The sequence below is a fragment of the Arthrobacter sp. genome (assembly GCF_048266065.1).
GTDB lineage: Bacteria > Actinomycetota > Actinomycetes > Actinomycetales > Micrococcaceae > Arthrobacter_H.
Window position 1 is genome coordinate 204,955 of the sequence record NZ_JBLXAH010000007.1, and the last position, 25,865, is coordinate 230,819.

Below are 25,865 nucleotides of genomic sequence, written 5' to 3' on the forward strand. Positions count from 1 at the left end.
CCCCCACCGCCGTGCCGCAGACGATGCGCGCCGTGGAGTTTGCCGGCGCCGGAGGCCCCGAAGTCATCACCATCGTCGACCGCCAGGTCCCCACGCCGCGCGCCGGCGAGGTGCTGGTGCGGGTCGCCGCCGCGGGAATCAACCGGGCCGACGTCGGACAACGCGGCGGGACCTATCCGCCGCCGCCCGGGGCCTCGGACATCCCGGGGCTCGAGGTCTCGGGGACCATCGTGGCGCTCGGCCCGGGCGTCACCGGGTACGACGCCGGAACACCCGTGTGCGCGCTCCTCGCCGGCGGCGGCTACGCGGAGTATGTGGCGGTGCCCGTTCAGCAGCTGCTGCCCCGGCCGGCGGGCCTGGACCTCGTGGAAGCCGCGGGCCTGCCCGAGGTGGCCTGCACCGTGTGGTCCAACCTGTTCATGGAGGCGAACCTGGCCGCGGGGGAGTGGCTCCTGGTCCATGGCGGCGCCGGCGGCATCGGAACCATGGCCACCCAGATCGCGGCGGCCCGCGGCGCGCGGGTGGTCGTCACCGCGGGAAGCGCCGGGAAGATCGACTTCTGCCGCGGTTTCGGGGCCCTGGAGGGCATCAACTACCGCGAGGAGGACTTCGTCGAACGCATGCGCCAGATCAGCGGCGGCCAGGGAGCCGACGTCGTGCTGGACATCATGGGGGCCAAATACCTGGGGCGGAACGTGGACGTGCTGGCCAAGGACGGCCGGCTCGTGGTCATCGCGCTCCAAGGCGGTGCCACGGCGGAGCTGAACCTGGCGAAGCTGATGACCCGGCGCCTGCGCGTGATCGGAACGACCCTGCGCGCCCGCGACATCGAGGCCAAGGGCCGGGTGGTCCAGGGCGTGAGGACCGGGGTGTGGCCCCTGGTCGAATCCGGTGCGGTTCGTCCCGTCGTCGAGCGCACTTTTGCGCTGGAGCAGGCGGCTGAAGCCCACGCATACTTTGACTCGGGGGAGCACCGCGGCAAGATCCTGCTCACCATCTGAGCCGTGCGGGCCTCCCACTCGACGGCGTGCCCGCGGGTTACCCTGTAGGCGCGGCCGTCACCGTGCCACAGCTCACGTCAGGGTTGTCGACGGCAGGTCGCAACGCATCTTTGAGAGTAAAGGCATCAACACATGAGTGAACACCCATCCACCCAACCCGCGGAATTACCGCCCAGCGCGGTTGCCCCCGAGGTCGCCGAGGCCGAAGAACGCAAATGGACTCCGGCCAAGATCGTCCTGTGGGCCGCGATCTCCCTGCTGGGCGCCGTCGCCTGGTCGGTCCTGGCCATCTCCCGGGGCGAGACCATCAACGCCATCTGGTTCGTCTTCGCCGCGGTGTGCACCTACCTGGTGTTCTACCGCTTCTACGCGAAGTACATCGAGCGCAAGATCGCCCGTCCCGATGACTCCCGGGCCACCCCGGCCGAGTACAACTCCAACGGCCGCGACTTCATGCCCACGGACCGCCGGGTCCTCTTCGGCCACCACTTTGCGGCCATCGCCGGCGCCGGCCCGCTCGTCGGCCCCGTGCTGGCCGCCCAGATGGGCTACCTGCCCGGCACGATCTGGATCATCGTCGGCGTCGTCTTCGCCGGAGCCGTGCAGGACTACCTCGTGTTGTTCTTCTCCATGCGCCGCGGCGGACGCTCGCTGGGCCAGATGGCCCGCGAGGAGCTCGGCCTGATCGGCGGCACCGCGGCCCTGATCGCCACCCTGGCGATCATGATCATCATCGTGGCCATCCTGGCCCTCGTCGTCGTCAACGCACTCGGCGAATCCGCCTGGGGCGTGTACTCGGTGGCGCTGACCATCCCGATCGCCCTGTTCATGGGCTGCTACCTGCGCTTCATCCGCCCGGGGAAGGTCCTGGAGATCTCGATCATCGGGTTCGTCCTGCTGATGTTCGCCATCATCTCCGGCCGCTGGGTCGCCGAATCCGACCTCGGCTCGGCACTGTTCCACCTGGACCGCCCCGTGATCGCCTGGTCGATCATCGTCTACGGCTTCATCGCGGCGATCCTGCCGGTCTGGCTCCTGCTGGCACCGCGCGACTACCTGTCCACGTTCATGAAGATCGGCGTCATCGGCCTGCTGGCCGTGGCCATCATCATCGTGCGTCCCACCATCTCGGTGCCGGCCTTCTCCGAGTACGCCGGACGGGCCGACGGCCCGGTGGTGGCCGGTTCGCTCTTCCCGTTCCTGTTCGTGACGATCGCCTGTGGTGCGCTCTCGGGCTTCCACGCGCTGATCGCCTCGGGCACCACCCCGAAGATGGTGGAGAAGGAAAAGCAGACCCGCTTCCTGGGCTACGGCGGCATGCTGATGGAGTCCTTCGTGGCCATCATGGCGCTGGTTGCCGCGATCTCCATCGACCGCGGTGTCTACTTCGCGATGAACTCCTCGGCGGCCTCCACCGGGGGAACCGTCGAGTCGGCCGTCGCGTTCGTGAACAGCCTGGGCCTGACCGGCGTGCACCTGACGCCGAACATGCTCACCGACCTGGCGGCCAACGTCGGCGAGGAGAGCATCGTCTCGCGCACCGGCGGCGCCCCGACCCTGGCCGTGGGCATCGCCCACATCATGCACCAGTGGTTCGGCGGCACCGCGATGATGGGCTTCTGGTACCACTTCGCCATCATGTTCGAGGCGCTGTTCATCCTTACCGCCGTCGACGCCGGAACCCGCGTGGCCCGGTTCATGCTGCAGGACACCATCGGCAACTTCATCCCGAAGTTCAAGGACACCTCCTGGCGCCCCGGCGCCTGGCTGTGCACGGCGGTCATGGTCGCCGGCTGGGGGTACATCCTCATCCTGGGGGTCACCGACCCGTTGGGCGGGATCAATACGTTCTTCCCGCTGTTCGGCATCGCCAACCAGCTGCTGGCGGCCATCGCCCTGGCTGTCGTGCTGGCCATCGTGGCCAAACGTGGCAACTTCCGCTACCTGTGGATCGTTGCCGTGCCGTTGGCCTTCACCGCGGTCATCACGATCTGGGCCTCGTGGGAGAAGATCTTCTCCCCGGTTGCCAAGGTCGGCTACTGGGCCCAGCACAACTCCTTCAAGGAGGCGCTGGCCCAAGGCAAGGACAGCTTCGGCACCGCCAAAAACGTCGAGGCCATGGAGGCAGTGGTGCGCAATACCGGCGTCCAGGGCACCCTCTCGATCATCTTCGTGGTCCTGTCCATCATCGTGATCATCACGGCCATCCTGGCGACCATCCGTGCCTACCGGGCACCGGGGACGGCAGCGGATACCGAGGACCCGCGGGTGGAATCGCGGATCTATGCCCCCTCGGGCATCATCACCAGTCCTGCAGAGAAGGAACTGGAGGCCCGCTGGAAGCACGTTCCGGCGACGGAACGAGCCGACCACGGCGGCGGTCACTGACATGGCCACCGCGTTGTTCCCGGCAGTACGCAAGAGCCTGGGCAAGGTGCGCTGGTACCTCGAGGGCATGATGGGCGCCGACGCCTACCACCGGTACGTCGCCCATCATGCCGCAACGCATCCGGGGTGTGAGCCGATGACCGAGCGCCAATTCTGGCGGGACAAGTACGACTGGGAGGAACGCAACCCGCAGGGGCGTTGCTGCTGATGCACGACGACGAGGGTGGGGCCGGGTGACCGGCCCCACCCTCGTCGCATCATGGCAAGATGGGACCATGAGCGAACACGTGCAGCCACGGCCGCCGGCTCCTGCGGTGGAAGGCCATCCCGAGGGACCCCCCGCCGAGTCCTTCAGGATCCAGGGGCTCGTCGACGAACCGGCGAAGGTCATGCGCATCGGCTCGATGATCAAGCAGCTGCTTGAAGAGGTCAAGGCCGCGCCGCTCGACGCCGAGGCCCGGACCACCCTGGCCGACATCCACGAACGCTCAGTCGTCGAACTCGAGGACGGCCTCTCCCCGGAACTGGCCAGCGAACTGCGGCGGATCCGCCTGCCGTTCACCGAAGGCAGCACCCCCTCGGAGTCGGAACTGCGGATCGCCCAGGCCCAACTGGTCGGCTGGCTGGAGGGCGTCTTCCACGGCATCCAGACCGCACTGGCGGCGCAGCAGATGGCCAGCCAGCAGCTCGCCCAACGCATCCAACTGCGTGAATTGCCTCCCGGAACCCAGGTGGCCCCCGGAATCGTCATCAACGAACGCGGCGAACCCGAACGCATGGCCCCGGGCGGTCCCGACCGCGGTGCGCAGGCCAGCGCCGATGCCGACGGCGGACCCGGACAGTACCTCTGAGCATGGGATGGATGGCCCAGATGCGTGGCGCCCGACGCGACGACAAGGAGCTGGGCGACGGCGTCTGGCGCCGCGCCCACGACCGCTTCAGCCGGGGGCTGGACCGTTTCCACCAGGTGTTGGAGGGCATCGAATCCGATGAGCTCTACAACGCACTGGTGATGATTGCCGACCACCTGGCGGACCTGCAGCCGAGGGTGCGGGCGGTCTGCGTTGCCGCCCAGGGCCAACGGCCCAGTTCGGGCACCGATATCCCCGGCAGCCATGCAGGTGTCCACCGCACCCTGTCCAAGGCCGCCAACGACCTGGCCGCAGCGGCACAGGCCGCCGCCATGGCCCGGCTCGACGGTGAACGCTGGGGCTACAACTCGGCAGGACTGGAAAACGTCGCGTTCCGTGCCGACCTGGTCGTCGACGGCGTCCGCGCCGCGGAGGAAGCCCTCGCAGCCGTTGGCTGAAGCGACTCGTTCGCCCAGCGCGGAGCGGGTCCGTTGACGTCGATTCCACCGCGGATCCGGTGACAGGATAGGTCAATGACCACATACGAATCACCCCAGACCACGTTCAACGACGGCAACACCATCCCGCAGCTCGGCTACGGGGTGTGGAAGGTCAAGGACGACGTCGCGGAAAAGGTGGTCGGGCTGGCGCTCGAAGCCGGCTACCGCCACATCGACACCGCCCGGATCTACGGCAACGAGGCAGGCGTCGGCCGGGCCGTGGCAGCCTCCGGCCTGGACCCGCAGGACCTGTTCATCACCACCAAGGTCTGGAACTCCGACCAAGGGTACCAGCAGACCCTCGACGCCTTTGATGCGTCGCTGGAGCGCCTGGGCCTGGACTCCCTGGACCTTTTCCTCATCCACTGGCTGCAGCCGAAGCAGGGCAAGCACGTCGAGACCTGGAAGGCCCTCGTGGAACTCCAGAAGTCCGGACGCGTGCGGTCCATCGGCGTCTGCAACTTCACCGTCGAGGCGCTGAAGGAGATCGAGGAGGCCACCGGCGTGGCGCCGGCGATCCACCAGGTCGAAACCCACCCGTACTTCCCGCAGGCCGAACTGCGCGCCTACGAGGCCTCGCGGGGCATCGTCCACCAGTCGTGGTCACCGTTGGGCCAGGGCTCGGACCTGTTGTCCAACCCAGTGCTGGCCGGCATTGCAGCCAAGCACGGTGCCACCGTGGCGCAGGTCGTCATTGCCTGGCACCTGGCCCTGGGCAACGTGGTGATCCCCAAGTCGGAGACGCCGTCGCGGATCGTGGAGAACTGGGAAGCACTCGGTGTGACACTGGACGACGGCGACATCGAGGCCATCAACGGACTGGACCGCGGTACCGAAGGCCGCATCGGACCGGATCCGTCGGTCAGCGATTTCGAGTAGCCCCCAACCCCGGATGCAGAAAAGCCCGCCACCGTGAGGTGGCGGGCTCTTCTGGTGGAGGCCCCAGCCATGGCTGACAGCGCGTTGGCCGGTACCGCTGCCACCGTCGGGAGCGGCTTCAGCGCATCGGGGATCCGGGAGCCTGGCTAGTCTGCCGCTGGCGGCGTGAGCGCCGTGGCAATCCGCTTGAGGTAGCCGACGGCCATGAGCAGGAGCCCGGTGGGAACCCCGGACAACACCAGCGCGGCCCCGCTGCCGGAGAAGAGCAGAATCAATCCCAGAAAGGCCGCCACGACGGCGAGCAGCGTGCCACCGACGATCATGAAGTCACCGGCCGTGCGGATCTTCTGTCGTTGGGCATTCGTTGTCATGGGCTGGGCCTTTCGGGAGGTCGGACCGGGTCGATTCCGCAAAGACACGGGAACAACAAGAAGGCCGCTTCCCGGTGTTTTCTCCGGGGAACGGCCTTCTTGAAAGGTGAGCCTCCTGCCAGAATCGAACTGGCGACCTTTTCATTACGAGTGAAACGCTCTACCAACTGAGCTAAGGAGGCACCGTAGCCGCGCGGGCCACAAGCAGTTAGTTTATAGGAGCGCTTCGCCAGCGGTCAAAACGAACGCATCCACCGGCCCGCCCCTCAGCACTGCAGGCCGTCCTCGGGCACCGTCGAGTCCAGGAAGTACTCGTCCACCGCGTTGCCGATGCACTCATTGCTGCGGCCGTAGGCGGTGTGGCCTTCCCCGTGGAAGGTCAACAGCACCGAGGACTCCAACTGCTTGTTCAGCGCTTGCGACCAGGCATACGGAGTGGCTGGATCCCCGGTGGTGCCGATGATGACGATCGGTGCCGCTCCGGGGGCCGAAACCGGCGCCGGGGTGCCGGTGGGCTTGAACTTCCAGTCCTGGCAGGCAAAGCCACCATAGGCGAGGTATTTGCCGATGGTCGGCGACGCCTGCTCGAGCTCCTTCGCGTCCTGGCGCTGCCCGGCCAGGGACGTGTCGACCGGGTAGTCCAGGCAGTTGATGGCGATGAACGCAGAGTCCGCGTTGCCGGTATAGGAACCGTCCTCCTCGCGTCCGGCACTCATGTCCGCCAGGGCGAGCATCTGCGTCGGATCACCGGAGATGGCGGCATTGAGGGCATCGGTGAGTGTCGGCCAATAGGCGTTTTCGTAGAAGGCCACCAGGAAACCGCTGACGAAGTCGGTGATGCCGACCTCGCGGCCATCCTGGGCCGTCAGCGGGTACTGCTCGATGGAGGCGAACAACTGATGCAGCTGGTCGCGGGCCTGGTCGACATCGCCGTCGAACGGGCAGTTTTGGCGTCGCAGGCAATCCTCGAGGTAGGCGGTGATCGCCTTCTCGAAGGCGGCGGCCTGCCCGAGGGTGACTTCCTCGTTGTCGAGGGAGGGGTCCATCGCCCCGTCGAGCACCATGTGCCCGATGTTCTTCGGATAAAGCTGGGCATAGGTGGCACCGAGCTTCGTTCCATAGGAGAAGCCCAAATAATTCAACCGTGCATCGCCATTGACGGCACGCAGGATATCCAGGTCCTTGGCGGAACTGACAGTGTCGATGAAGCCGAGTTCCTTGCCCGTCTTCGCGGCGCAGGCATCCGCGAACTGCTCGCTCAACTCCTTGAGCTCCGCCAACCCGGCGTCGGTGGTGGGATCCGGGTCCTCGGTCCGGGCCTCATCGCGCTCGGCATCCGTTTGGCACGTCACCGGCGCCGAACGGCTGACCCCGCGCGGATCGAAGCCGAGGAGGTCATACCCCTTGCGCAGGTCGGCGGAGAACATCTGGGTACCCGCATTCATGACCAGATCCACGCCGGAGGCACCGGGGCCACCGGGATTGACCAGCAACGTCCCCTTCGACGTGCCGCGGGCATCCAGCTTCACCACGGAGAGCTTGATGGAGTCCCGGTCCGGGTGCTGGTAGTCGAGGGGCACCTCCACCTCGGCGCACTCGAACGACGTCGAGCAGCTGGTCCAGTCCAGTGTCTGGGAATAGTACTTCTCCAGTCCCGCCGGTGGGGTGGGCACCGATGCCGTCGACCCGGCGTCCGCCTCGGGACCGGAGGAGGGGCCGCCACTGCAGCCGGTGAGGAGCAGCAGGGAACTGGCGGCGGCTGCCCAGCGCAGCCGGCGTCGGGGGAAGGTCATGCGCGGGGTTCTCCTTGGCTCCTGGCCGGAAGCAATCCGGCCATCATGGCCTCCATGGCCAGCAACGGCTGGACGTTGGCGGTGATGCGGCGCCGCGCCTCGGCAATGTAGTCGATGCGCGCCAGCGTGTGCTCGGGCGTCGAGGAGTGGGCGATCCCCGTGAGCTCTCGCTCCAGGTAGGCGTTGACCAGTTCACTGCCCGTGGACAGCTGCAGGGTCAGGACGTCGCGGTAGAAGGTGGTCAAGTCGATCAACGCCCGATCCAGGGAGTCGTTGACTCCGCGCTTGGCCCGGCGCTTGTTCAGCTCCTCCAGGGCCTTGAATTGGCTGCGCAATTGCGGGGGCACGGGGGCATCCGCTGCCAAGCCCAGGGATTCGCGCAGCGCTGCGGTATCGGCGGCACCGCGTTCCTCCGCTGAGGCGGTGGCCTCCGCCGTGGAGAGCTCCACCAGGTCGCCCGCGGCGATGACAGCATCGGACACGCTGCCCAGGCGCAGGGGCAGGCGCACCGTGCGATCACGGCGTTGCCGGGCCCCTTCGTCGCGGGCCAAGCGCCTGGCGATGCCGATGTGGCTTTGCGAGACGCGGGCGGCGAAGTCCGCCTGCTCGGGGGTCAACCCGTCGCGGCGCACCAGCAGCTCGGCCACCGCCGTCCGGGACGGCACCCCCAGCGTCACCGGGCGGCACCGCGAGCGGATGGTCACCAACACGTCGGCGGGGCTCGGGGCGCACAGGATCCACACGGTATGCGGGGGCGGTTCCTCGATCGACTTCAACAGGACGTTGGTGGTCCGCTCGGTCATGCGGTCGGCATCCTCGACGATGATGATCCGCCACGTTCCCGTCGAGGGGCGGTCCTGGGCCTTGGCGATCAGTTGCCGGACGTCATCGATCTGGTAGGCGACCTTCTCCGTGGCGATGAGGGCGACGTCCGGGTGGGTTCCTGCCATGACGGTGCGGCAGGGCCTGCACTGGCCACACCCGCGAGCTTCGGGGTCGGCGACGTCGCATTGCAGGGCCGCGGCGAACGAGCGGGCGGCATTTGAACGTCCCGATCCCGGGGGGCCGGTGAACAGCCAGGCATGCGAGGGGGCTCCCTGCGCCGCTGCACGGCGCAGCGCGTCGACGGCCTGGTCCTGTCCGGGGAGGTCCGCCCAGACCCCGGGCAGTGTCGTGGCAGTGCTCATGGGGTGGATCCTTCCGGGTGTCCGAGCGCGTCGACCGCTGCGCAGATCTGCCCGGCCAGGTCCTCCACGGCCAGGGAGGCATCCAAGACCAGGTAGGCGCCGTCCTCGTTTCCGGCACGGTCCAGGAAGGCCTGGCGGATCCGCGCATGGAAGGAGTCGGGCTCGGATTCAAGCCGGTCCTCGGTGGCGTCCCCCTGGGTGCGGCGGTCCCGCCCGGCCCGCGGGTCGACGTCGAGCAGGATGGTCAGGTCGGGGCGCAGGCCACCGGTGGCCCAGCGGTTCACCGCCAGGACCTGCTCGGTGCCGAGGCCCCGGCCGACGCCCTGGTAGGCGACGGAGGAGTCGATGTAGCGGTCGCAGATGACGGTGGCGCCGCGGGCGAGGGCGGGCAGGATGAGTTGCTCGACGTGGGCGGCGCGTGCCGCGGCGAACAGGAGGGCCTCGGTCCGGGCATCGACCTCACCGTGGCCGTGGTCCAGGACCAGGGACCGCAGTTTCTCGCCGATCGGGGTGCCACCGGGTTCGCGGGTGCGCACGACCTCGCGGCCGCGCTCCTGCAGGTGGGTGGCCAACCGGGCCGCCTGCGTGGACTTGCCCGCACCGTCGCCGCCTTCGAGGACGACGAACAGGGCCCCGGGCGTGCGCTGCATTTCATTCACCGGCTAAGCCTATCGGCCAGCGGCCGGTAACACGCTGTCGCGGCTTCGGGTGTGGACGGGGGCGGGGTCTACGATTTTGGCATGGCCCCATCGCACTCCCAGGATCTCTGCCCCGATACAGTCGTCGTCGCCGCCGGGCGTCCGCCGCGCGAGCCGGACGCACCGGTGAATCCGCCGATCGTGCTGTCCTCCACGTTCTTCGGGGCCGGGACGCCGGGGGCCGGGGAACGGGTCTACGGGCGGTTCTCCAACCCGACCTGGGACCCGCTCGAAGAGGCACTGGCGCAGCTGGAGTTCGCCGCCCTGCCGGGGCTTCTCTACGCCTCGGGGATGGCGGCTGTGGCCTCGGCCATGTCGCTGATTCCCCTGGGCGGCACGATCGTGGTGCCCCGGCACAGCTACAACGGCTCGCTGTCCCTGGTGGCCGACCTGCAGACCCGGGCCGGGATCACCGTGCGCCTGGCCGATGTGGAAGACACCGAGGCCACTGTGGCCCTGCTCGAGGGCGCCGACCTGCTCTGGCTGGAAAGCCCCACCAACCCGATGCTCGAGGTCGCCGACGTGCGGGCGCTCGCCGCAGCCGCCCGTGCCGCCGGCGTGTTGTGCGTGGTGGACAACACCTTCTCCACTCCGCTGCTGCAGCGCCCGCTGGAACTCGGCGCCGACGTCGTGGTGCATTCGGCGACCAAGTACATCGGCGGGCATTCCGACGTCGTGCTCGGTGCAGTGCTCACCAGCGATGCCGACCTGCGGGCGAAGCTGCACGGGCACCGCTCGCTCCACGGGGCGATCCCCGGGCCCTTCGAGGCCTGGCTGACGCTGCGCGGGCTGCGGACCATGGCGTTGCGCGTCGAGCGCGCCCAGGCCAACGCCGGGGAGCTGGCCCGCCGGCTGGAGGCGCACCCTGCCGTGGAATCCGTGAGGTACCCGGGGCTGGCCTCCGATCCCGGGCACGCACGCGCCGCAGCCCAGATGGACGGGTTCGGTTCGATCGTGGCCATCACCGTCGCCGGGGGAGAGGCAGCGGCCGAAGCCGTCCTGGCCGCCCTGGGGTTGTGGACCCCGGCCACGAGCCTGGGCGGGGTCGAATCGCTGGCCGAACGGCGCCGCCGCCACCCGGGGGAGCCGGACTCGGTCCCGGTGAACCTGATCCGGCTCAGCGTCGGGATCGAAAACGTCGAGGACCTCTGGAAGGACCTGGACGCCGCGCTGACGTCGACGCGCTAGCGGTGGATCGGGGCCACGTCGCCTAGACTGGCGCTTGTGTTAACCGCATTGTTGTTCGAGACGTACCTGTTCCGGCTCCTGAGCCTGGTGGCCCTGGTGCTCGGCCTGTGGGCCTTCATCGATGCCGTGCGCCACCCGGCGGCCAACTACCTGCGTGAGAACAAGCGCACCAAGGGCTTCTGGCTGGGCCTGACCGGCGTCTCGGCCGCCGTGTGCGTGTTCAGCTTCCTGGGTTCCGGTGGTGCCGGGTTCCTGCAGCTGATCGCCGCGTGCATCTCCTGCGTCTACCTCGCCGATGTGCGTCCGTCCGTGGGCGGCAAGGGCTCCCCGGGGTACTACAACTACTGACCGGTCCGGCGGGCCGGCGGCCTCAGGGCGCCAGCGGCCTCAGAGCGCCAGCGACCCGGTCCGCGGGGCCACACACGCCCAGTCGACGGTGAGCTCGCCCAAACGCCAGCGGGACACCCCGTCGCGCACCGGCCACCCCTGCACGCGCAACGTCCTGCACATCGCAATCCACCGCTGGCGCTGGCCAAAGGCCGCCAACGGTGCCGACGCCAGCCAGGCGGCATCGGCGGCTGCCAGGAATTCATGGACCCGTTCCCCGGGATGGTTGCGGTGGATCAGCGCCTTGGGCAGGCGTTCGGCCACGTCGCTGGGCCGGTGGACCGCCCCGAAACGCACCGAGATGCTCAAGGTCAGCGGCCCCTCGGGGGCGACGCCGACCCAGGTGCTGATCCGCCCGATCTCATCGCAGGTGCCCTCGATGAGCAGCCCCTGCGGATCGAGCCGTGCCGCGAGGGCCTTCCAGATCGCGGCGACATCCTCCTCGTTGTACTGACGCAGGACATTGAAGGCACGGATGAGCAGGGGATTGCGCGCGGTGGGGATCTCGAAGCCGCCGACATCGAAGGACAACCCCTCGACCTCCATTGCCTTCGCTTCCCGGACCCTGCCCGGATCGATCTCCAGTCCCACCACTGACACCCGGGGGTTGACGGCTCGCAGCCGCTGGAAATATTCGACGGCGGTGCGCGGCGAGGCCCCATAGCCCAGGTCCACGCAGATCGGAGGGGCGCCGGTGACGGCGGGGCGCAAACGGAATTCCTGGGTACCGGTCATCCACCGGTCCACCCGGCGCATCCGGTTCGGGTTCGTGGTGCCGCGGGTGGGGTTGCCCACGGGACGCCCGGCCTGGTGCCGGCCGCCAAGCCGCTGAGCCTTTTGCACCACAACCAAAAATATAAGGTGGCGCCGGACCCCTTCATGACCAGTCATGGGGGAAAGTAACGGACTTCACGCCCGATAGGATGAATTCATGACGCACACCCTGATCCTGCTCCGCCACGGGCAGAGCGAATGGAACGAAAAGAACCTCTTCACCGGCTGGTACGATGTGCCGCTGACCGAGCAGGGACGCGCCGAGGCAGTGCGCGGCGGAGAGCTGCTCACCGCCGAGGGCCTGGTCCCCGACGTGCTGCACACCTCCCTGCTCAAGCGCGCGATCATCACCGCGAACCTGGCCCTGGAGGCAGCCGACCTGTCCTGGATCCCGGTCCGCCGCGACTGGCGCCTGAACGAACGCCACTACGGTGCGCTGCAGGGCAAGGACAAGGCCCAGACGCTCGCCGAGTTCGGCGAGGACCAGTTCATGCAGTGGCGCCGCTCCTACGACACCCCGCCGCCGCCGCTGGACGACGACTCGGAGTTCTCCCAGATCGGGGACCGGCGCTACGCCGACCTCGGCGAGGATGCCCCGCGCACCGAATGCCTCAAGGACGTCCTGGAGCGCATGCTGCCCTACTGGGAGTCCGCGATCCGGCCCGACCTGCAGGCCGGCAAGACGGTCCTGGTCACCGCGCACGGCAATTCGCTGCGCGCCCTGGTCAAGCACCTGGACGGCATCTCCGACGAGGACATCGCTGGCCTGAACATTCCCACCGGCATCCCGCTGGTCTATGAACTGGACGAGGACTTCGCCCCGGTCACGCCCGGCGGGCGCTACCTCGACGCCGACGCCGCGGCCGACGCGATCAAGGCGGTGGCCAACCAGGGCCGCAAGTAGCCCCGGCCCGTCGAAGGAAACGACAAAGGGGGCCGGCCGACGCACATGCGCCGGCCGGCCCCCTTCGACGTTGGTCCTAGCGTTCGGAGCTGCCGGGCTCCCACTCGCCGGTCACCAGGTAGTTGACCTTGCGGGCGACCGAGACGCCGTGGTCGCCGTAGCGTTCCATGTAGCGGCTGGTCAGCGTGACGTCGGCAGTCCGCGGCGCCGACTCGTTCCACTCCGGTGCCGCGACGATCTTGAAGACGCTGGCATGCAGGTCGTCGATCCGGGTGTTGATCGTGATGATCTCCGCGGCGATGTCCAGGTCGCGGGTCTCCAGCAGGGTGATCAGCTTCCGGGCGATCTGCACGTCGAGCTCGGCCATTTCGGCGAAGACCGGGGCGACGGAGTCCGGGGCCACGTTGGCCGGGTAGCGCAGGCGGGCGAGCTGGGCGATGTGGCGGGCCAGGTCACCCATCCGCTCCAGCGAGGCGCTCATCCGCAGTGAACCGACGATCATCCGCAGGTCAGAGGCCACCGGGCCCTGGAGGGCCAGCACGTCGATGGCCCGCTCATCCAACTGGTTCTGCATGAAGTCCACGCGTGCATCGGCGGCGATCACTTCCTGGGCGATCTCGGTATCGGCCCCGGCATACGAGGAGTAGGCCCGTTCCATGGCATCGGCCACGAGGGAGGCCATTTCCGTCAGTTCCTCGCCGATCGTCTGGAGTTCGGCCTGGAAAACCTTGCGCACTGGGCGTCCTTTCATAGCTGCTGTCCCGCTCCCCCGGGCAGGGGTGGGGCACTGTAGGGTCCAACCCTTCCACCCCCACCTTAACCAAGGACCGCCGCCGCATGAACATTGGGTGAATGGGGCGCTCCGGCCCGTCATATGGGCGCAAGGCCCCGTTGAGGCCGGGCTACGCTAGTTCCGTGGATGAAGCGTTGATGATCGTGATGGCCGGCCTGGTGGGCCTGGCGCTCGGCGTCGTGGGGCTCCTCGCGTACCGCTACAGCCGGATGCAGCGCCGGGCCGTCGTCGACGTCGGCGAACCGACCCTGCCCGAGGGTGCCGCCGAGATCCTCTCCGTGGTGGGACGGGCCTTCGTGGTGGTCGACGACATCGACGGCGTGGTCCGCGCCAACCCGGCCGCCTACGCCTACGGCCTGGTCCGTGGCCACACGATGGTGCACGCCGAGCTGCTCTCGCTGGCCCGACGCGTCAGGGCCGACGGCGTCATCGAGGAACGCCAGTTCGAATTGCCGCTGGGCCCGCTCGGCCAGGGGACCATCGTGGTGCACGTGCGGGTCGCCCCGTTGGGGGAGGAATACATCCTGCTGCTGGCCGATGACCGGACGGAGATCACCCGGACCGAGGCGGTCCGCACCGACTTCGTCGCCAACGTCTCCCATGAACTCAAGACGCCGGTAGGTGCCATCCGGCTGCTCTCCGAGGCCATCGACGAGGCGGCCGACGACGAGGTGGCGGTCCGCCGCTTCTCGACCCGGCTGGACAAGGAGGCCCGTCGGCTCGGCGCGCTGGTGCAGGACATCATCGAGCTCTCCCGCCTGCAGGGCACGGACGTGGTCCTGGCCGGCCAGCCGGTGGACGTGAACCGGGCCATCGCCGAGGCGGTGGACCGCAACAAGCTCACCGCCGAGGGCAAGAACATCACCATCACCGTCGGCGGCCACACCGATGACAGGATCTTCGGGGACCGGGACCTGCTGATGACCGCCTTCAGGAACCTCATCGACAATGCCATCCGCTACTCGCCGGAGGGCACCAGCGTCGGGGTCGGCGTCCGCTCGCGCGACGGGCTGGTGCAGGTCTCCGTCACCGACCAGGGCCCCGGCATCGCCCCGGAGGAACAGGAACGCATCTTCGAGCGCTTCTACCGGGTCGACGCCGCCCGCACGCGCCAGACCGGGGGAACCGGTCTGGGCCTGAGCATCGTCAAGCACGTCATTTCCAACCACGGCGGCGAAATCACGCTGTGGTCCCAGCCCGGCCAGGGCTCCACCTTCACGGTGCGCATGCCCCGCCACGAACAGGCCGACGAGGCCCCCCGCGAGGCGCCGGACGCCGACGACGCGGGGGAACCCGGCCACGAGACCCCCGGCGTGAACCCACGCCGCGCCACACAACAAGGAGGCCGAATTTGACCCGCATTCTGGTGGTCGAAGACGAGGAGTCGCTGAGCGACCCGCTGGAGTACCTGCTGACGAAGGAGGGCTTCGAGGTCCAGGTCGTCGACAACGGGATCGACGCGATCGTCGAGTTCGACCGCAACGGGGCCGACCTGGTCCTGCTGGACCTCATGCTCCCCGGTCAGCCGGGCACCGAGGTCTGCCGGCAGCTGCGCCAACGCTCCAGCGTCCCGGTGATCATGCTCACCGCCAAGGACGCGGAAATCGACAAGGTCGTGGGCCTGGAGCTCGGCGCCGACGACTACGTCACCAAGCCCTATTCCGCCCGGGAACTGGTCGCCCGCGTGCGCGCCGTGCTGCGCCGGCAGGGCGAGCCGGAGGAACTGGTCGCCGCCACCGTGCAGGCGGGCCCGGTGCGCATGGATGTGGAACGGCATACCGTCAGCGTCCAGGGCGAGCAGGTCTCCTTCCCGCTCAAGGAGTTCGAGCTGCTCGAGATGCTCCTGCGCAACGCCGGACGCGTGCTCACCCGCGGCCAGCTCATCGACCGGGTGTGGGGTGCGGACTACGTCGGGGACACCAAGACCCTGGACGTCCACGTCAAGCGCCTGCGCTCGAAGATCGAGCCGGACTCCGCGGCCCCGGTGCATCTGGTGACGGTGCGCGGGCTCGGCTACAAGTTCGAGGCCTAAAGCACGACGGCGGGGCACCCCGCCCCGCGCGCGGGCACAACGCGCGGAAACACAACAAGGGCGGCCGGATCCCCGCGGGGACCCGGCCGCCCAGCGCATGCCGTGGGGTCGGGCCTAGTGGCCTTCGGGCTTCAGGATCGGCGCGGTCGGCTCCAGGTGCTTGACCGTGTCGGCGTTGTAGCCCTCGGGCAGGTACGGACGGTATTCGGGCAGCGCACCGTTGACGACCGGCAGGGACTCGGTGGCGCTGCTGGCACCGACCTTGACGGTCAGGTCGGCGTGCGATCCGGGCTCGACGCCGGCGCGGGGGAGCACCGTCTTGTTGGCGTCGTCCTCCAGCTCGACCGAGGACTTGCGGGGAACCTCGATGGTGGCCGAATTGCCATCCACCGTCAGTTCCACCGAGGCCGGCTGGTCGGTGTCGTTGATCAGGCTGCCGATGAAGCGGGCCTTCTGGTCGGCCGAGTTCGTGACCAGCATGAGGTTGCGTGCCTCGATGCTGGCGACGTCGAAGACGATGCCATCGGACGCCGCGTAGTGCATGGTGGTGGCCTGCTGGTTCACCGCGCTGCATCCGGTCATCCCGGCCGCCAGCAAGGCGAAGGCGGCAACGGTCGCGGTCTTGCGGCCGCGGAACTTCTGTGCGGTGATCACGGCACAAACTCCTCTACAAGGTTCTTCTCTGGTGTTGTCGCCCCGTGCGGACGAGTGGGTTCCACGCCGGGCATAAAAAGCATTGCCTCCAGCCTAATCGGTTTCGCCGCAAAAGTATGACTCCACCGGGAGCATGACGGTCCCCGGAGCGGGGGAGGGGGCACCCGCGGCCCGGGGTGCGCATTCGTGCGCGCTAGCATCAATGGCAGAAATTGCAAGGGCGGATTATGGCCCTCCTCCCGCTAGATGACGGGCAACGCGCCGGTAATAGAACCATATTCGTGATAAACTTGATTCCGGGAAAGGGGTTTATCCAGATGGTTTTTGAGGTTGGCGAAACGGTTGTTTACCCTCACCACGGTGCGGCGATGATCGAAGAGATCAAGATGCGGACGATCAAGGGCGAAGAGAAGATGTATCTCAAGCTCAAGGTCGCGCAGGGAGATCTGACAATCGAGGTTCCGGCAGAAAATGTTGATCTGGTTGGCGTCAGGGACGTCGTCGGCCAGGAGGGGCTGGAACATGTTTTTGACGTCCTGCGTGCCGAACTGACGGAGGAGCCGACCAACTGGTCCCGCCGTTACAAGGCAAACCTGGAAAAGCTGGCGTCCGGTGACGTCGTCAAGGTGGCAGAGGTCGTCCGCGACCTGTGGCGCCGCGACAACGACCGCGGACTGTCGGCCGGTGAAAAGCGCATGCTCTCGAAGGCGCGCCAGATCCTCATCAGCGAGTTGGCCCTGGCCAAGAAGCTGGACGAGGAGAAGGCGGAAACCGTCCTCGACGAGGTGCTCGCCTCCTAGGCAACGACGTCGCTCCGGCCATCCGGAACGGCGAGAGGCCGGCACGACCGGCACCAGACCCGGCCACCCGACGGTGGCCGGGTCTTTCCTTTGCCCGCCGGTAAGGTGGGACCGTGACTGACACCGCCCCCTCGACACCTCGCATCGGCGTCGTCCTCGTCGCGGCCGGCTCCGGCACCCGTCTGGGCCGGGGCATGCCCAAGGCCCTGGTGCCGCTGGCCGGGAAGCCCCTGCTCGAACATGCCCTGCGGGGCATCATCGCCTCCGGCGTCGCGACCACCGTGGTGGCAGTGCTCCCACCCGGTGACGAACACCTGCGGCGGATCTGCGCCGACCTCGGACGGGACACCGGAACGGCCATCACCACCACCGCCGGGGGCGCCGAACGCACCGACTCCGTGCGCACCGGCATCGAGGCACTCGGCCCCGTCGACCACATCCTGGTCCACGATGCGGCCCGCTGCCTGACCCCGCCGGAGGTGTTCATCCGCATTGTCGAGGCCCTGCAGGCAGGAGGCACCGCAGTGATCCCCGGAGTGGCCGTGGCGGACACCATCAAGGTCGTTGACCCCGCGACCCGCCCCGCCCACGGCATCCCCGACGCCGCGCCGGTCACCGGCACCCCCGACCGTTCGGGATTGCGGGCCATCCAGACACCGCAGGGCTTCGAAGCAGGTGCCCTCGCCGCCGCGCACGCCGCCGCCGCGGGGTGGAGCCGGGCCGAGGCCGCGGCGATTACCGACGACGCCGCCCTGATGGAACGCACCGGACACCAGGTCCTGGTCGTCCCCGGCGATCCGGCGGCCTTCAAGATCACCACCGCGCTGGACCTGCTGCTGGCCGAGGCGATGCTGGCCGGCGACCGGACCCGCGACCAGGCCCCGTCCCCGACCACCACCACCGAGGAGCCGCGATGACCCCCCGCCCCCTGATCCCGCGCACCGGGATCGGCATCGACGTGCACGCCGTGGACCCCGACCCCGACCGCGAGCTGTGGCTGGCCGGGCTGCACTGGCCCGGCGAACGCGGGCTCTCCGGCCATTCCGACGGCGACGCCGTGGCACACGCCGCCTGCGACGCCCTGTTCTCCGCCGCCGGGATCGGGGATCTGGGCACCCACTTCGGCACCGACCGGCCCGAATTCGCCGGGGCCTCCGGAGCGAGCCTGCTGGCCGAGGCAGCCCGGCTGGTGCGCGCCGCAGGCTGGGAGATCGGCAACGTCGCCGTCCAATTCGTGGGCCGGCGCCCGAAGTTCGGGCCCCGCCGCACCGAGGCCGACGCCGTGCTGTCCGCTGCCGCCGGCGCCCCGATCACCGTCACCGCCACCACTTCGGACGGGCTCGGCTACGAGGGGGCGGGGGAGGGCATCACGGCCTACGCCACCGCACTGGTCTACCCCGCGTCCGATAACCTTGAGCGGTGAGCATCCGTTTCTATGACACCCAGCAGGCACAGGTCCGGGACTTCGTTCCCCTGACACCGGGGCGCGTGGGCCTGTACTACTGTGGCGCCACCGTCCAGGGCATGCCGCACGTGGGGCACGTGCGCTCGGCGATCGCGTTCGACATCCTGGTTCGCTGGCTCGAATACCGGGGCCTGCGCGTGGACGTGGTGCGCAACGTGACGGACATCGACGACAAGATCCTGGAGAAGTCCGCAGCCTCCTTCGCCGAGGACTTCGACGGCGACGACGCCTACCAGCCGGACGAGGACTGGTACGCGCTGGCCTACCGCTTCGAACAGGCCTTCGCGCTGGCCTACGACACCCTGGGGGTGCGCCGGCCGACCTACGAACCGCGCGCCACCGGCCACATCACCGAGATGCACGAACTCATCACCCGGCTCATCGACGCCGGTCACGCCTACCCGGCCACCGACGACTCCGGGGACGTCTACTTCGATGTGCTCTCCTACCCGGCCTATGGTGCCCTGACCCGCCAACGCGTCGAGGACCTGCAGGCGGCACCCGACGCCGATCCGCGCGGCAAGCGCGATCCGCGGGACTTCGCCCTGTGGAAGGGGCACAAGGACACCGACCCGGCCACCGCCTCCTGGCCCAGCCCGTGGGGCCGCGGCCGTCCCGGCTGGCACCTGGAATGCTCGGCGATGGCCGGCAAGTACCTCGGCACCGCCTTCGACATCCACGGCGGGGGACTGGACCTGCGCTTCCCGCACCACGAGAACGAGCTCGCCCAATCCACCGCCGCCGGCGACGGGTTCGCGAACTTCTGGATGCACAACGGCATGGTCACCTTCGAGGGCGAGAAGATGTCCAAGTCCATCGGCAACACCATTTCCCCGGCCGAGATGCTCGACGCCGCCCCGGCCCGGGTGGTGCGCTACTTCCTGGGCCAGGCCCACTACAGGTCCCAGCTGGACTACAAGCCCAGCTCGCTGCAGGAGGCCGCAGCCGCCGTCGAACGCATCGACACGTTCATCGCCAACGCCCTGCAACGCATCCACGCAGTCGCCCCGGGGGCCGACTTCGAACTGGACCTGGAGCACTTCGAGGTCACCGACGACTTCGCAGCGGCCATGGACGACGACCTGAACGTCCCGCAGGCCCTGGCCGCCTTGCATGAGAGCGTGCGCCGTGGCAACAAGGCGCTGGCCGCCGGTGAGCTGGAGGCCGCCGGCCAGGCGTTGGCGCAGGTGCTGGCCATGACGTCCACCCTCGGATTGGACGACGCCGCCGGCGACGGGACACAGGGCGGGTCCCCGGCCCAGCAGGAGGCGTTGGACACGCTGGTGGCCGCGCAGCTGGAAGAACGCGTCGAGGCGCGGGCGGCCAGGGACTGGGCGCGGGCGGACCGGATCCGCGACACCCTCGCCGCCGCGGGCATCGTCGTGGAGGACTCGGCCGACGGCGCCCGCTGGTCGCTGAAATAGGGCCCCGTCGGAGAACTGCGCTTCCACCTGTAAAATAGGGGGTTGCCGGGCATCGCGAGAGCGCGGACCCGACCCCACCAACATCAAGGATTTCATCCCATGGCAGCACCCAAGCGTCACGGCGGCGCACCGAAGAAGAAGAAGGGCCCCACCGTGGGCACCGGAGGCCACGGCCGCAAGGCGCTCGAGGGCAAGGGCCCCACGCCCAAGGCCGAGGAACGGACCTACCACAAGGCCTACCGCAGCAAGCAGCTGGCCGAACGCGCCGCCGCGAAGCCCGGCACCGGCCGCCAGCGCCCCGCTGGCCGCGGCTCCGGCCGGAGCAAGAACGCCGAGGAAATGGTCTCCGGACGCAATTCGGTCCTGGAGGCGCTGCGCGCCGACATCCCCGCCAAGGCCCTCTACATGGCCATCCGCATCGACGTCGACGACCGGGTGCGCGAGGTCCTCAAGCTCGCGGCCGAGCGCGGCCTGGCCGTCATGGAAACCGGCAAGCCGGAGCTGGACCGGATGACCGACGATTCCATCCACCAGGGCCTGGTCCTGCAGGTCCCCCCGTACGACTACCCGGACGCCGTGGAATCGGTGGAACAGACCCTGCAGAAGGCGGCCAAGGGGTACATCAAGAACACCCCGCTGTTCATCGCCCTGGACGGCATCACCGACCCGCGCAACCTCGGGGCCATCATCCGCTCGGCCTCGGCCTTCGGAGCCCACGCGGTGATCGTCCCCGAACGCCGCTCCGTGGGCATGACGGCCTCGGCCTGGAAGACCAGCGCCGGCGCAGCGGCCCGCGTTCCCGTGGCCCGGGCGACGAACCTGACGGCGGCGCTGAAGACCATGAAGCAGGCCGGCGTGTATGTCATCGGCCTCGACGGCGACGGCGACGTCGACCTCACCGGCCTGCCGCTGGCCACCGAACCGCTGTGCATCGTCGTCGGGTCCGAGGGCAAGGGGCTCTCCCGGCTGGTCAGGGAAACCTGCGACCAGATCGTCTCCATCCCGATCGAATCGGCCATGGAATCCCTCAACGCCTCGATGGCCGTGGGCATCACCCTCTACGAGGTGTCCCGCCTCCGGGCAGCATAGGACGAGAGCGCCGGTGACCCAACCCGCTGACGCCGTACTCCGTGTGCCCGGGATCTCGGCACCGCCGGCCCCCGAGGACGGCCAGGACCAGGACGTCGTGCACGTCTCGGTGTTCGCCCCCGACCTCGAGGCCGTCGACGTGCACTACACCGACCCGGCGGGGGAGCCGGCGGTGGCCGCCTTGTCCGCCGCCGCCGACGGACACCACCACGGCCACGCCCCGGCGCTGCGCCCCGGAGCCAGCTATGCCTTCTGGGAGAGCGGAGCCGAACTGCCCGCCGACGGCCAGCTGCTGCTGGACCCCTATGCCCGTGCCATCGTCCAGGACGACGCCGGTGCCTACTGGGGAGTGCATGTCACCGAGGACTTCGACTGGGGCGGTGACGCGCCACCGGCCATCCCGTGGCGCGACACCGTCATCTACGAGGCCCACGTCCGCGGCCAGTCGATGCTGCACCCCGACGTTCCCGCCGAACTGCGCGGCACCTACGCCGGCATGGCCCACCCCGCCATGGTCGCGCACCTGCTCGCCCTGGGCGTCACCGCCGTCCAACTGCTGCCGGTGCACCTGCACATCGACGAACCCCACCTGCAGGACCTGGGCCTGCCCAACTACTGGGGCTACAACACCCTGGGCTTCTTCGCCCCGCACGCCGACTACGCCAGCGAGGCAGCCCGCCGGGCCGGACCGCAAGCCGTCAGGAATGAACTCAAGGGCATGATCCGCCTCCTGCACCAGGCAGGACTGGAGGTCATCCTCGACGTCGTCTACAACCACACGGCAGAGGGCGGGAAGGACCAGAAGACGTATTCGTGGCGCGGGCTCGGCGACACCGCCTACTACCGCCACGACGACGCCGGAAACTACCTGGACACCACCGGCTGCGGGAACTCGCTGGACTTCTCCTCCCCGGCAGTGCTCGAGCTGGTGCTGGGATCGCTGCGCCACTGGGTCCGCGACTACCACGTGGACGGGTTCCGCTTCGACCTGGCCGTCACCCTGGGCCGCGGTGAGGACAACCGGTTTAGCCCACGCCACCCCTTCCTGGAGGCCATCGCCGCCGACCCGCTGCTCTCGCACGTGAAGATGATCGCCGAACCCTGGGACCTGGGCCCCGACGGGTGGCAGACCGGACGCTTCCCGCAGGGTTTCGCCGACTGGAACGACGGCTTCCGCGACACCGTCCGCGATTTCTGGGTCGCCGGCCGCGGCGCCCTCGAAGGCGGCGGCCAGGCCCCCAACGTGGCACGCCTGGCCAGCGTCCTGGCCGGTTCCCGCGACACGTTCGCCGCCTCGGGACGTGGCCCGCTGGCCTCGGTGAACCTGGTGACCGCCCACGACGGCTTCACCCTGCGGGACCTGGTCAGCCACCACCGCAAGCACAACGAGGACAACGGCGAGTCCAACCGCGACGGGGCCGAGCACAACCGCAGCTACAACCACGGCGTCGAGGGCATGAGCGGGGACGAGGCCATCACCGCCGCCCGCCTGCAAACCGCATCCAACGCCATGGGGACCCTGTTGCTCTCGCTCGGGGTGCCCATGATCACCGCCGGCGACGAGTTCGGCAAGACCCAACGCGGGAACAACAACGCCTACTGCCAGGACAACGAGATCTCCTGGCTGGACTGGACCCCCGACGCCTTCGGCCAGGACATGCTGCGCCGCACGCAGGCGTTCGCGAGGATCCGCCGTGAATTCCTGCAGCACCAGCCCTTCGTCTATCCGGCGATCGCCGAGAGCTCCTACCTGCTGTGGTTCAACGCCGAAGGCACACCCATGCGGCAGGAGCAATGGACCGATGGCGGCACCCGGCTGGTGCAGCTGCTGCTCGGCTCCCCGTCCGGCAGCATCGACGGGCTCGTGGTGTTCAACGGGGAGCTGGAGGACCGCGGCATCCGGCTGCCCGGGGCCGAATCGTTGCAGGATTTCAGGCGCAAGGATGCCGCCTCGACGCGCTTCGAACTGCGCTACGGCACCGGGGCGCGCAGCCACCTGCGCCGCGGCGCCCGGGTCGGCGCGGGCGAAACCGATACCGCAGAGGGCAGCTCGATCACCGTCTACCGCTGCGACGCCCCCGGATTGCAGCCCCGGCCCTAACCGGCGGTGGTGACCAGCCCCAGCTCGGCGGTGGAGGCCAGCATCGGGTGCGCCGGAACCACCCTGACCCCGTAGCCGAAGGCCCCCGGGCGTTCGAGCTGGAGCTCGCCCCGGAAGAGGTACCGCCCCTCGCCCAGCTCCTCGGCCAGCTGGAGCGGGTGGGCCGAGGTGTCCACGAGCTCGTCGGTGTCCCCGACGGTGCCCTGGACGGCTTCGACCCTGACCTCGCCGGGGGAGAGGGCGCCCAGGCGGATGTAGGTGCTGACCCGGAACGTGTCGCCGATGCTCGGTTCGGCCTCGATGTCCAGTGAATCAACATGTTCGACGGCGATGCCCGGCCAGGCGGAGACCACCCGGTCCCGGAAGGCGGCGGATTCCCGGGCGCCGGTGAAAGCGTCGGCAGCTGCTTCGCGACCCGCCTGGGCGGCCGGGACGTAGAGCTTCGTGACGTAGTCGCGGACCATCCGGGCGGCCGAGACCTGCGGTCCGAGCACCGACAGGGTGTGGCGGATCATCGCCAGCCATTGGCGCGGGACCCCGTCGCCGCTGGGGGCCGAGGGGCCAGCCGACCCGGAGGACTGGTTGTCCTCCTGGCCGTAGAAACGCGGGGCCACCGTGTTCTCGATCAGGGCGTACAACGCCGAGGCCTCGAGCGTGTCGCGTTCCTCGGGTGTGGCCCCCGCAGGTGCAGTGGGGATCGCCCAGCCGTTGCCGCCGTCGTACATCTCATCCCACCAGCCGTCCAGGACCGAGAGGTTCAGGGCGCCGTTCAGCGCGGCCTTCATCCCGGAGGTGCCGCAGGCTTCCAGGGGGCGTAGCGGGTTGTTCAGCCAGACGTCGCAGCCCGGGAAGAGGGTGCGGGCCATGGCCATGTCGTAGTTGGGCAAGAAGACGATCCGGTGGCGGACCTCGGGGTCGTCGGTGAAGTGGACCAGTTCCTGGATCATCCGCTTGCCGGCCTCGTCGGCGGGGTGCGATTTGCCGGCGATGACCAGCTGGATGGGCCGGGTCGGGTGCAGCAGCGCCGCCTTGAGCCGGGCCGGGTCGCGCAGCATCAGGGTCAGGCGCTTGTAGGTGGGCACGCGGCGGGCGAAGCCGATCGTCAGCACGTCCGGGTCCAACACGGTGTCCGTCCAGCCCAGTTCGGCCTCCGCTGCACCGCGGCGCTTCCACGAGGCGCGCAATCGCGACCTGACGTCGTCGATGAGCTGCACGCGCAGCTCGCGGCGCAGGGCCCACAGGGTGGCGTCGTCGTCGGCGGCCTCGGCCCCGGTCAGGGCGGTGACGCGCGGGTCCACCCAGGTGGCTTCGTGGACGCCGTTGGTGATCGAGCCGATCGGTACCTCGGAGGCGTCGAAGCCCGGGTAGAGCCCGGCGAACATCCCGCGGGAGACCTCCCCGTGCAGTTGCGAGACCCCGTTGGCCCGCTGGGCCAGGCGCAGGCCCATCGCCGCCATGTTGAACGTGCCGTCGTGGCCCTCCAACGCGACCTCGGATCCCAGGGCCAGGACCTGGTCCGTGGGGACCCCGGGGGCCAGACCCTCGTCGAGGAAGTGGGCGATCTGCGCGGCATCGAACCGGTCGATGCCTGCCGGGACCGGGGTGTGGGTGGTGAACACGGTCCCGGCGCGTACCGCGGCCAACGCGGTGGGGAAGTCCAGTCCGCCGTCCATCAGCTCGCGGATGCGCTCGATCCCCAGGAACCCGGCGTGGCCCTCATTGGTGTGGAAGACCTCGGGCGCCGGGGTGCCGGTGAGCCGGGCGTGCACGCGCAGCGCCTTCACCCCGCCCATGCCCAGCAAGAGTTCCTGTTGCAGCCGGTGGTCCCCGCCGCCGCCGTAGAGCCGGTCGGTGATGGCGCGGGCGGCGTCGTCGTTGGCCGGGATGTTCGAATCCAGCAGCAGCAACGGGACCCGTCCCACGTCGGCGCGCCAGATGTGCGCGTGCAGTTCACGGCCGCCGGGCAGCGGCAAGGTGATGGAGGCGATGGAGCCGTCCTCTTCGCGCAGCAGGGTCAGCGGGAGCCCGTGCGGGTCCAGGACGGGATAGGTCTCCTGCTGCCAGGCGTCCCGGGAGAGGGACTGCTTGAAGTAGCCGGCCTGGTAGAGCAGGCCCACGGCGACCAACGGCACACCGAGGTCGCTGGCGGCCTTGAGGTGGTCCCCGGCCAGGATGCCCAGGCCGCCCGAATATTGCGGCAGGGCGGCGGTGATCCCGTATTCGGGGGAGAAGTAGCCGATGGCCGCCGGCGGGTTGCCCTGCAGCTCCTGGTACCAGCGCGGGGCCGACAGGTAGTCCTGGAGGTCGGCCGCCAGGACGCCGATGCGCTGCACCAGGTCGGGGTCCGCTGCCAGTTCGTGCAGGCGCGTGCGGTCGAAGCGCCCGAGCAGGGCCGCGGGGTCACCGCGGACCGCCTCCCAGCCGTCGGGGTCCAGATCGCGGAACAGCCCGGCGGTCGGACGGTGCCACGACCAGCGCAGGTTCGCGGCGAGGGGCCCCAGGCCGGCGATGGCCTCGGGGAGGACGGTGCGGACGGTAAAACGTCGAATGGCCTTCACCCCCTTGACGCTAGCCTAGAAAGGCCCC

The 25,865-nt window shown here is 69.1% G+C and carries 25 protein-coding genes and 1 tRNA gene; 17 read left to right on the forward strand and 9 right to left on the reverse strand.

Annotated features, from left to right (window positions below; translation table 11 throughout):
• Nucleotides 1-23 precede the first annotated feature (23 nt).
• From ACN0TP_RS13255 to ACN0TP_RS13280, 6 genes are all read left to right on the forward strand, one after another.
• Nucleotides 24-1,001 carry an NAD(P)H-quinone oxidoreductase gene (locus ACN0TP_RS13255; RefSeq protein WP_417219720.1) on the forward strand — a complete coding sequence of 326 codons (978 nt, stop codon included), beginning with the start codon at nt 24-26 and terminating at the stop codon, nt 999-1,001.
• A 132-nt stretch (nt 1,002-1,133) separates the two neighbouring features.
• A complete protein-coding gene (locus ACN0TP_RS13260; RefSeq protein WP_417219680.1) occupies nt 1,134-3,389 on the forward strand; it encodes a carbon starvation CstA family protein in 2,256 nt (751 codons plus the stop codon).
• Between the two features lies 1 nt (nt 3,390).
• Nucleotides 3,391-3,597 (forward strand): YbdD/YjiX family protein, encoded by a 207-nt coding sequence (locus ACN0TP_RS13265; protein ID WP_417219681.1) that lies wholly within the window; start codon nt 3,391-3,393, stop codon nt 3,595-3,597.
• 67 nt (nt 3,598-3,664) lie between these two features.
• On the forward strand, nt 3,665-4,240 hold the full coding sequence (locus ACN0TP_RS13270; protein WP_417219682.1) for a bacterial proteasome activator family protein: 576 nt from the start codon (nt 3,665-3,667) through the stop codon (nt 4,238-4,240).
• A 2-nt stretch (nt 4,241-4,242) separates the two neighbouring features.
• A complete protein-coding gene (locus ACN0TP_RS13275; RefSeq protein ID WP_417219683.1) occupies nt 4,243-4,698 on the forward strand; it encodes a hypothetical protein in 456 nt (151 codons plus the stop codon).
• A gap of 75 nt (nt 4,699-4,773) precedes the next feature.
• Complete coding sequence (locus ACN0TP_RS13280) at nt 4,774-5,619, forward strand: aldo/keto reductase (RefSeq protein WP_417219684.1); 846 nt, start codon at nt 4,774-4,776, stop codon at nt 5,617-5,619.
• A gap of 146 nt (nt 5,620-5,765) precedes the next feature.
• Here the strand turns inward: ACN0TP_RS13280 and ACN0TP_RS13285 are convergent, their stop codons facing one another.
• The 5 genes from ACN0TP_RS13285 to tmk all read right to left on the reverse strand — a co-directional run bounded on the left by ACN0TP_RS13285 (nt 5,766) and on the right by tmk (nt 9,620).
• Entirely contained in the window at nt 5,766-5,990 is a 225-nt protein-coding gene (locus ACN0TP_RS13285; protein WP_417219685.1) for a hypothetical protein, read from the reverse strand.
• A 109-nt stretch (nt 5,991-6,099) separates the two neighbouring features.
• Nucleotides 6,100-6,172: transfer RNA gene (locus ACN0TP_RS13290), tRNA-Thr, on the reverse strand.
• 84 nt (nt 6,173-6,256) lie between these two features.
• The gene (locus ACN0TP_RS13295) at nt 6,257-7,783 is read right to left on the reverse strand and encodes an alpha/beta hydrolase (RefSeq protein WP_417219686.1); all 1,527 of its coding nucleotides are present in this window, start codon (nt 7,781-7,783) and stop codon (nt 6,257-6,259) included.
• Nucleotides 7,780-8,970 carry a DNA polymerase III subunit delta' gene (locus ACN0TP_RS13300; RefSeq protein WP_417219687.1) on the reverse strand — a complete coding sequence of 397 codons (1,191 nt, stop codon included), beginning with the start codon at nt 8,968-8,970 and terminating at the stop codon, nt 7,780-7,782. Before ACN0TP_RS13300 ends, ACN0TP_RS13295 begins: the two co-directional genes overlap by 4 nt.
• A complete protein-coding gene (gene tmk / locus ACN0TP_RS13305; protein WP_417219721.1) occupies nt 8,967-9,620 on the reverse strand; it encodes a dTMP kinase in 654 nt (217 codons plus the stop codon). The genes ACN0TP_RS13300 and tmk overlap by 4 nt, the downstream gene beginning before the upstream one ends.
• Nucleotides 9,621-9,710: 90 nt before the next feature.
• On the opposite strand from tmk, the gene ACN0TP_RS13310 reads away from it, so the two are divergent.
• Together ACN0TP_RS13310 and ACN0TP_RS13315 are read left to right on the forward strand one after the other, a co-directional pair.
• A complete protein-coding gene (locus ACN0TP_RS13310) occupies nt 9,711-10,856 on the forward strand; it encodes a trans-sulfuration enzyme family protein (protein WP_417219688.1) in 1,146 nt (381 codons plus the stop codon).
• Nucleotides 10,857-10,892: 36 nt separating this feature from the next.
• Complete coding sequence (locus ACN0TP_RS13315; protein WP_417219689.1) at nt 10,893-11,204, forward strand: DUF2516 family protein; 312 nt, start codon at nt 10,893-10,895, stop codon at nt 11,202-11,204.
• Between the two features lie 39 nt (nt 11,205-11,243).
• Here ACN0TP_RS13315 and ACN0TP_RS13320 read toward each other — a convergent pair whose 3' ends face one another.
• Nucleotides 11,244-12,089, reverse strand: a complete 846-nt coding sequence (locus ACN0TP_RS13320; RefSeq protein WP_417219690.1) for a class I SAM-dependent methyltransferase — start codon at nt 12,087-12,089, stop codon at nt 11,244-11,246.
• An 85-nt stretch (nt 12,090-12,174) separates the two neighbouring features.
• Here ACN0TP_RS13320 and ACN0TP_RS13325 point away from each other — a divergent pair, with 85 nt between their 5' ends.
• Entirely contained in the window at nt 12,175-12,921 is a 747-nt protein-coding gene (locus ACN0TP_RS13325) for a phosphoglyceromutase (protein WP_417219691.1), read from the forward strand.
• A 76-nt stretch (nt 12,922-12,997) separates the two neighbouring features.
• Here ACN0TP_RS13325 and phoU read toward each other — a convergent pair whose 3' ends face one another.
• On the reverse strand, nt 12,998-13,657 hold the full coding sequence (gene phoU, locus ACN0TP_RS13330; RefSeq protein ID WP_417219692.1) for a phosphate signaling complex protein PhoU: 660 nt from the start codon (nt 13,655-13,657) through the stop codon (nt 12,998-13,000).
• 179 nt (nt 13,658-13,836) lie between these two features.
• On the opposite strand from phoU, the gene ACN0TP_RS13335 reads away from it, so the two are divergent.
• Nucleotides 13,837-15,069 carry a sensor histidine kinase gene (locus ACN0TP_RS13335; protein WP_417219694.1) on the forward strand — a complete coding sequence of 411 codons (1,233 nt, stop codon included), beginning with the start codon at nt 13,837-13,839 and terminating at the stop codon, nt 15,067-15,069.
• Nucleotides 15,066-15,746, forward strand: coding sequence for a winged helix-turn-helix domain-containing protein (locus tag ACN0TP_RS13340; protein ID WP_417219695.1), 681 nt, complete (start codon nt 15,066-15,068; stop codon nt 15,744-15,746). The genes ACN0TP_RS13335 and ACN0TP_RS13340 overlap by 4 nt, the downstream gene beginning before the upstream one ends.
• Before the next feature lie 114 nt (nt 15,747-15,860).
• Here ACN0TP_RS13340 and ACN0TP_RS13345 read toward each other — a convergent pair whose 3' ends face one another.
• Nucleotides 15,861-16,400 (reverse strand): hypothetical protein, encoded by a 540-nt coding sequence (locus ACN0TP_RS13345; protein WP_417219696.1) that lies wholly within the window; start codon nt 16,398-16,400, stop codon nt 15,861-15,863.
• Between the two features lie 317 nt (nt 16,401-16,717).
• Between ACN0TP_RS13345 and ACN0TP_RS13350 the strand changes: the two genes are divergently transcribed.
• The 6 genes from ACN0TP_RS13350 to glgX all read left to right on the forward strand — a co-directional run bounded on the left by ACN0TP_RS13350 (nt 16,718) and on the right by glgX (nt 23,279).
• Entirely contained in the window at nt 16,718-17,200 is a 483-nt protein-coding gene (locus ACN0TP_RS13350) for a CarD family transcriptional regulator (protein ID WP_417219723.1), read from the forward strand.
• A 113-nt stretch (nt 17,201-17,313) separates the two neighbouring features.
• Entirely contained in the window at nt 17,314-18,117 is an 804-nt protein-coding gene (gene ispD, locus ACN0TP_RS13355) for a 2-C-methyl-D-erythritol 4-phosphate cytidylyltransferase (RefSeq protein ID WP_417219697.1), read from the forward strand.
• Nucleotides 18,114-18,623 (forward strand): 2-C-methyl-D-erythritol 2,4-cyclodiphosphate synthase, encoded by a 510-nt coding sequence (gene ispF / locus ACN0TP_RS13360; RefSeq protein WP_417219699.1) that lies wholly within the window; start codon nt 18,114-18,116, stop codon nt 18,621-18,623. Before ispD ends, ispF begins: the two co-directional genes overlap by 4 nt.
• Nucleotides 18,620-20,089, forward strand: coding sequence for a cysteine--tRNA ligase (gene cysS, locus ACN0TP_RS13365; RefSeq protein ID WP_417219701.1), 1,470 nt, complete (start codon nt 18,620-18,622; stop codon nt 20,087-20,089). Before ispF ends, cysS begins: the two co-directional genes overlap by 4 nt.
• Nucleotides 20,090-20,188: 99 nt before the next feature.
• On the forward strand, nt 20,189-21,178 hold the full coding sequence (gene rlmB, locus ACN0TP_RS13370; protein WP_417219703.1) for a 23S rRNA (guanosine(2251)-2'-O)-methyltransferase RlmB: 990 nt from the start codon (nt 20,189-20,191) through the stop codon (nt 21,176-21,178).
• Between the two features lie 13 nt (nt 21,179-21,191).
• The gene (glgX, locus tag ACN0TP_RS13375; protein ID WP_417219705.1) at nt 21,192-23,279 is read left to right on the forward strand and encodes a glycogen debranching protein GlgX; all 2,088 of its coding nucleotides are present in this window, start codon (nt 21,192-21,194) and stop codon (nt 23,277-23,279) included.
• Here the strand turns inward: glgX and glgP are convergent.
• On the reverse strand, nt 23,276-25,837 hold the full coding sequence (gene glgP / locus ACN0TP_RS13380) for an alpha-glucan family phosphorylase (protein ID WP_417219706.1): 2,562 nt from the start codon (nt 25,835-25,837) through the stop codon (nt 23,276-23,278). The genes glgX and glgP overlap by 4 nt on opposite strands.
• Nucleotides 25,838-25,865: the final 28 nt, after the last annotated feature.

Bases quoted from the DNA above. Each gene is read 5' to 3' on its own strand.
- ACN0TP_RS13260 (WP_417219680.1), top strand. From the start codon at position 1,134: ATGAGTGAACACCCATCCACCCAACCCGCGGAATTACCGCCCAGCGCG.
- ACN0TP_RS13310 (WP_417219688.1), top strand. From the start codon at position 9,711: ATGGCCCCATCGCACTCCCAGGATCTCTGCCCCGATACAGTCGTCGTC.
- ACN0TP_RS13275 (WP_417219683.1), top strand. From the start codon at position 4,243: ATGGGATGGATGGCCCAGATGCGTGGCGCCCGACGCGACGACAAGGAG.
- ACN0TP_RS13325 (WP_417219691.1), top strand. From the start codon at position 12,175: ATGACGCACACCCTGATCCTGCTCCGCCACGGGCAGAGCGAATGGAAC.
- ACN0TP_RS13265 (WP_417219681.1), top strand. From the start codon at position 3,391: ATGGCCACCGCGTTGTTCCCGGCAGTACGCAAGAGCCTGGGCAAGGTG.
- ACN0TP_RS13350 (WP_417219723.1), top strand. From the start codon at position 16,718: ATGGTTTTTGAGGTTGGCGAAACGGTTGTTTACCCTCACCACGGTGCG.
- tmk (WP_417219721.1), bottom strand. From the start codon at position 9,620: ATGCAGCGCACGCCCGGGGCCCTGTTCGTCGTCCTCGAAGGCGGCGAC.
- rlmB (WP_417219703.1), top strand. From the start codon at position 20,189: ATGGCAGCACCCAAGCGTCACGGCGGCGCACCGAAGAAGAAGAAGGGC.
- ACN0TP_RS13300 (WP_417219687.1), bottom strand. From the start codon at position 8,970: ATGAGCACTGCCACGACACTGCCCGGGGTCTGGGCGGACCTCCCCGGA.
- ACN0TP_RS13280 (WP_417219684.1), top strand. From the start codon at position 4,774: ATGACCACATACGAATCACCCCAGACCACGTTCAACGACGGCAACACC.
- ACN0TP_RS13295 (WP_417219686.1), bottom strand. From the start codon at position 7,783: ATGACCTTCCCCCGACGCCGGCTGCGCTGGGCAGCCGCCGCCAGTTCC.
- ispF (WP_417219699.1), top strand. From the start codon at position 18,114: ATGACCCCCCGCCCCCTGATCCCGCGCACCGGGATCGGCATCGACGTG.
- ACN0TP_RS13255 (WP_417219720.1), top strand. From the start codon at position 24: ATGCGCGCCGTGGAGTTTGCCGGCGCCGGAGGCCCCGAAGTCATCACC.
- ACN0TP_RS13270 (WP_417219682.1), top strand. From the start codon at position 3,665: ATGAGCGAACACGTGCAGCCACGGCCGCCGGCTCCTGCGGTGGAAGGC.
- ACN0TP_RS13285 (WP_417219685.1), bottom strand. From the start codon at position 5,990: ATGACAACGAATGCCCAACGACAGAAGATCCGCACGGCCGGTGACTTC.